The sequence below is a fragment of the Actinomadura rubrisoli genome (assembly GCF_004349215.1).
Lineage (GTDB): Bacteria > Actinomycetota > Actinomycetes > Streptosporangiales > Streptosporangiaceae > Spirillospora > Spirillospora rubrisoli.
Genome location: NZ_SMKU01000527.1, coordinates 1 through 4429, shown reverse-complemented (window position 1 = coordinate 4429; position 4429 = coordinate 1). Strand labels below are relative to the sequence as shown.

General features: G+C 72.4%; 5 protein-coding genes. 2 read left to right on the top strand and 3 right to left on the bottom strand.

Annotation, left to right across the window (positions count from 1 at the left end):
- The first annotated feature begins 278 nt into the window (after positions 1-278).
- Positions 279-704, top strand: coding sequence for a MerR family transcriptional regulator (locus tag E1298_RS44590; protein ID WP_131903424.1), 426 nt, complete (start codon positions 279-281; stop codon positions 702-704).
- 21 nt (positions 705-725) lie between these two features.
- Here E1298_RS44590 and E1298_RS44585 read toward each other — a convergent pair whose 3' ends face one another.
- Positions 726-1541: an SAM-dependent methyltransferase gene (locus E1298_RS44585; protein WP_131903423.1), complete on the bottom strand. Its 816-nt coding sequence runs from the start codon at positions 1539-1541 to the stop codon at positions 726-728.
- A 1117-nt stretch (positions 1542-2658) separates the two neighbouring features.
- Between E1298_RS44585 and E1298_RS44580 the strand changes: the two genes are divergently transcribed.
- Positions 2659-3645 (top strand): NAD(P)-dependent alcohol dehydrogenase, encoded by a 987-nt coding sequence (locus E1298_RS44580; protein WP_131903422.1) that lies wholly within the window; start codon positions 2659-2661, stop codon positions 3643-3645.
- A 78-nt stretch (positions 3646-3723) separates the two neighbouring features.
- Here the strand turns inward: E1298_RS44580 and E1298_RS51470 are convergent, their stop codons facing one another.
- Together E1298_RS51470 and E1298_RS44575 are read right to left on the bottom strand one after the other, a co-directional pair.
- Positions 3724-4020 (bottom strand): DUF72 domain-containing protein, encoded by a 297-nt coding sequence (locus tag E1298_RS51470; RefSeq protein WP_279499674.1) that lies wholly within the window; start codon positions 4018-4020, stop codon positions 3724-3726.
- A partial coding sequence (locus tag E1298_RS44575; RefSeq protein ID WP_243726225.1) for a DUF72 domain-containing protein occupies positions 3906-4429 on the bottom strand: 524 nt, incomplete at its 5' end. The genes E1298_RS44575 and E1298_RS51470, both read right to left, overlap by 115 nt.

Here is a 4429-nt window from a genome sequence, read left to right as displayed (position 1 = left end):
CACCCCACCCCCCACCACGTCGTCCCGCGCCACAAAGCACACCACACCGCCCGCCGCCGCAGCGTCCGTCGCGGTCGGCACCGGCGCGGGTGCCGGTGGCGCGGACAGGCGACGACGCGGACCCGGCGCCCTCACCGGCATGATCGTTCGCCCCCTTCCCCAGGGATGACGGTGATTCCCGCCGCCCGACCTACCCTCCGGACCGCCCTCCATGCCAGGGATGCCCGATACCGTGGACGCTCAAGCCGACGTGAGCGCAACCCCCGGGAGGCCCCGCGATGGACGACCGCCTGTACTCCATCACCGAGGTCGCCCAGGCGTTCGGCGTGCGCGTCTCGGCCCTGCGCTACTACGAGGAACGCGGCCTGCTGACCCCCACCCGCCGGCGGGCCAGGGTCCGCTACTACGACCGCGCCGCGCTCCGCTCACTGGCGCTGCTGCGGCTGTGGCACCACGACGGGGCGATGAGCCTGGACGACACCGCCACGCTCATGGCCGGGCCCGACCCCGCCGACTGGAGAGACACCCTCCTGCGCCGCACCGACGACCTCGACCAGCAGATCACACGGCTCCAGAAGGCCAAGGACGCCCTGGACCACTTCCTGGACTGCACCAGCGACAACCCCGCCGAGTGCCCCGTCATCGACGACATCCTCAACCGCCGCATCGACCAGGCCCTCAGGGACTCAAGCCCTCCCGGCTGAGCAAAGCACACCGCCCGAGTTTCACACGGGCTCGGAAAGAACACCGACCCCGCAGAAATGCGGAACCTCCGCCTCCCGCCACGGGGACGGCTCCGGCCGCCACCGCGAACACGACACCACACCGGGATCCAGCAGCCGCGTCCCCGCGAAGAACCCCTCGATCCGCTCAGGCGACCGCGCGCAGATCGGCGTGCCGCCCCGCTCCATCACCGTCCGCACCGCCCCCCGCATCGCCTCACCGTCCAGCTCATCGGTGGTGGCGTCACAGGTGTGAGAGATCACCAGGAAACTCCCCGGCGCCAGCACCTCCAGGATCCCCGCCACGACCCGCCGCGCCTCATCATCGTCCAGGATGTGGTTCAGCACCCCCAGCAGCATCAGCCCCACCGGACGCGTGAGATCCAGCGTCCGCGCCGCCCGGTCCAGCACCGTCCCGGTGTCGCGGATATCGGCCTGCACATAGTCGCAGCGCCCCTGCGGACTGCTGTGCAGCAGCGCACGCGCATGCAGCAGCACCAGCGGATCATTGTCGACGTAGACGATCCGCGCGTCCGGCGCCACCCGCTGCGCGACCTCATGGGTGTTGTCGACCGTCGGCAATCCCGTCCCCAGATCCAGGAACTGCCGGACACCCTCCGCGACCACGAAACGCACCGCCCGCCCCAGGAACGCCCGATCCTGCTTGGCCGAGGTCGCGATGCCGGGAAGGAACCGCAGGACCGCGTCCCCCGCCTCCCGATCCACCGGATAGTTCTCCTTACCGCCCAGCCAGTAATCCCAGACCCGAGCCGAATGCGGCACCGAAGTGTCGATCGGCACCCGCGCGTCGTCGTGCATGAACCCGCTCCCGTCCCTGGACGATGATGATCTCCATATCATCGCCACCCGAGCCCCCCGTGTCGCGGGAACCAGGCAACCACATCCACGCCCCGCACAGCACGACACGCCAACCCACCGACGAACGCCCCCCGGGCACCCGCCGCCACCTGCCCATGAGCGCCGCCCGCCCGCGAACCGCGCCTCAACACCTGCCGCGACCCGCAACACGGGGGAGGACCAGGCCCGCCGCGACCAAGCCCCCGCCCTCAAGACCGCGACAACCGGGGGAGAGGGCACCGGGGGAGAAGGGACGACCAGCGCAGCCACCGGAAACCGGAAACACGAGTGGGCCCCTGCCGCCGCACGTAAGGCAGCCGACCCCCGGACGGCACCGACCACGGCACGGCCGACCGCGTCGGCCTCATCGATCTGCGCCACATGCTCCTCCGCCGACCGGTCCGGCACGGCAGGAACCAGCAGGAGGTACTCCGCGACGAAAGCCGCCGAACCCGCCGGTCAAAGCACCCCTTGCCCGGCGGCAGGAGGCGTTCGACCTCGCCGAACGCCCGCAACGCGCCGGGGGAGTGCCCGGCCTCCCGCTCCGGCTCGACCAACGTCAGCAGCCGATGCGCCTCCGCGCCCGGCGAAGACGGGCCGTCCAAGACATGTCCCGCCTCGTTCATCATGAGGCACCTCCGTGGCCCTAACCTGCGTGCCTCAGACCGCTGAGACGGTTCGGCGGCGCGGACGTCTCATTGATCATGAGGCAACTCCTCGAATCACTTCGGACGCCGACGCAGGTCGAATGGCGGTTGTCCCACGAACCTCAGGCAGACGGTCGGATGCCTAGATGGTCGAGACGTGCCCCATCTCCAACGAGACAGGACATGACAGCCGGTATCCGGATGATCCGCCCCTTCCTGGCCTCAACCGCCTCAACTTGACATAATGTACATTATCGACCAGTTGGGGGGCGGCGGGAAGAGGGGCCCGGACCGGCCGCCGTTCCCAGGGTTTCGCCGGGGTCGTCCCCGATGGCGCCGCCCCGCGCCGCGCGCCTACGCTCCCGGTAGGCCCGGCGGCAGCCGCCGGGCCCGGCCACGCGGCGCCGAACCCGCCGGCTACGGGGACCCCGATGAAGGCATTCACCCAGGACCGGTACGGTCCGCCCGACGTCCTGAAGCTCACGCGGATCGCCGCACCCGCGCCCGGCCGCGGCGAGGTCCTGGTCCGGGTGCGCGCCACCAGCGTCCAGCCCTACGACTGGCACCACATGAGAGGCGAGCCGCGCATCGCGCGCGTCATGCCGGGCAGCCTGGGGCTGCGCAGGCCCAAGCCGCCCGTGCTGGGCGCCGACGTCGCCGGGCAGGTCGAGCAGGTCGGCGAGGGCGTCACGCGGTTCCGCCCCGGCGACGAGGTGTTCGCGCTGCTCACCGGCGGCGGATTCGCCGAGTACGTGTGCGCCCGGGAGGACGACCTGGCGCCCAAACCGCCGAGCCTGTCGTTCGAGCAGGCGGCGGCGGTGCCGCTCGCGGCGGTCACCGCCCTGCTGGCCCTGCGCGACCAGGGACGGGTCCGGCCCGGGCACGGCGTCCTGGTCAACGGCGCCTCCGGAGGCGTCGGCACGTTCGCCGTGCAGATCGCCCGGGCCCTGGGCGCCCGCGTCACCGGCGTGTGCGGCGCGCGCAACGCCGACCTGGTCCGCTCGCTGGGCGCCGCCGAGGTGGTCGACTACGCCGCCGAGGACTTCACCCGGAGCGGGCGCCGCCACGACCTGCTGGTGGACATCGCCGGGACCCGCTCGGCCGCGGCGTGCCGGCGGGCGCTGACGCCCAAGGGCACCTGCGTCGTCGTCGGCGGCCCGGCCGGCCGGTGGCTGCAGCCCGCCGGCCACGCGTTCGCGGCGCTGCTGCTGTCGCCGCTGGTGTCCCAGCGGATGGTCATGGCCGACGTGGTCCGCTGCACCCGCAACCGGCAGAACCTGGTGACGCTGACCGCGCTCATCGAGGACGGCGAGATCACCCCGGTCATCGACCGGGGCTACGCCTTCGAGGACATCCCCGAGGCCCTGCGGTACCAGGAGAAGGGCCACAGCGCCGGGAAGGTCGTCGTCACCGTGTGACGCGCGCGCCCCGCGGCCCGTCCGGTTCGACGGTGGTCAAACCAGACAGAAGCCGGATTCTGTCTGGTTTGAGGTGTTTCATGTTTTATGTCTGTTCTTTGTAGCGGAGCGCGTCGCGGACGGCGGCGCCGCCCGGATCGTTGTTGAAGTACACATAGGCGTCGCCGGGACCGGCGATCCTGCGGGCCCACGCGGCCGGGGCCTGGCCGCGCCCCCGTGCAGGCGCAGGTACCGGAAGCCGGCCGTCCTCCACAGCGGCGTCACCGGGCGGCCGAGACGGTCGGCCCAGCACAGCGCGGCGCCGTGGCCCTCCAGGACGCCGCGCACCTCCTCGGTCCACCAGGAAGGGTGCCGGGGCTCGACGGCGACGCGCACCCGCGCCGGGAAGCAGTCCAGGCAGGCGGCCGGGCTCGGCGCGCAGCGTGGGCGGGAGCTGCAGCAGGACCGGTCCCAGCCTGTCCCCCGGCGGCCTCCAGCAGCCGCGCGACCGGCTCCTCGGGGTCGCGCAGCCGCTTCATGTGGGTGAGGAACCGGCCGGCCTTGACCGCCATGACGAAACCCGGCGGGGTCGCCTCCCGCCACAGCGCGAACGTCTCGCGGCCGGGCAGCCGGTAGAAGGCGTTGTTGTTCTCCACGGTCGCGAACACCTCGCCGTAGCGGGCGAGCCGGCGGCGCTGCGGCAGGCCCGGCGGGTACAGCACCCCGCGCCAGTCGGCGTACTGCCACCCCGATGTGCCCGTCAGCACCACGGCTCCCCCTTCCCCGCGCGTGCCCGGGGTCCTAC

Excerpts from the sequence above, each read along its gene's own strand:
- E1298_RS44585 (WP_131903423.1), bottom strand. The coding sequence starts at position 1,541 with ATGCACGACGACGCGCGGGTGCCGATCGACACTTCGGTGCCGCATTCG.
- E1298_RS44580 (WP_131903422.1), top strand. The coding sequence starts at position 2,659 with ATGAAGGCATTCACCCAGGACCGGTACGGTCCGCCCGACGTCCTGAAG.
- E1298_RS44590 (WP_131903424.1), top strand. The coding sequence starts at position 279 with ATGGACGACCGCCTGTACTCCATCACCGAGGTCGCCCAGGCGTTCGGC.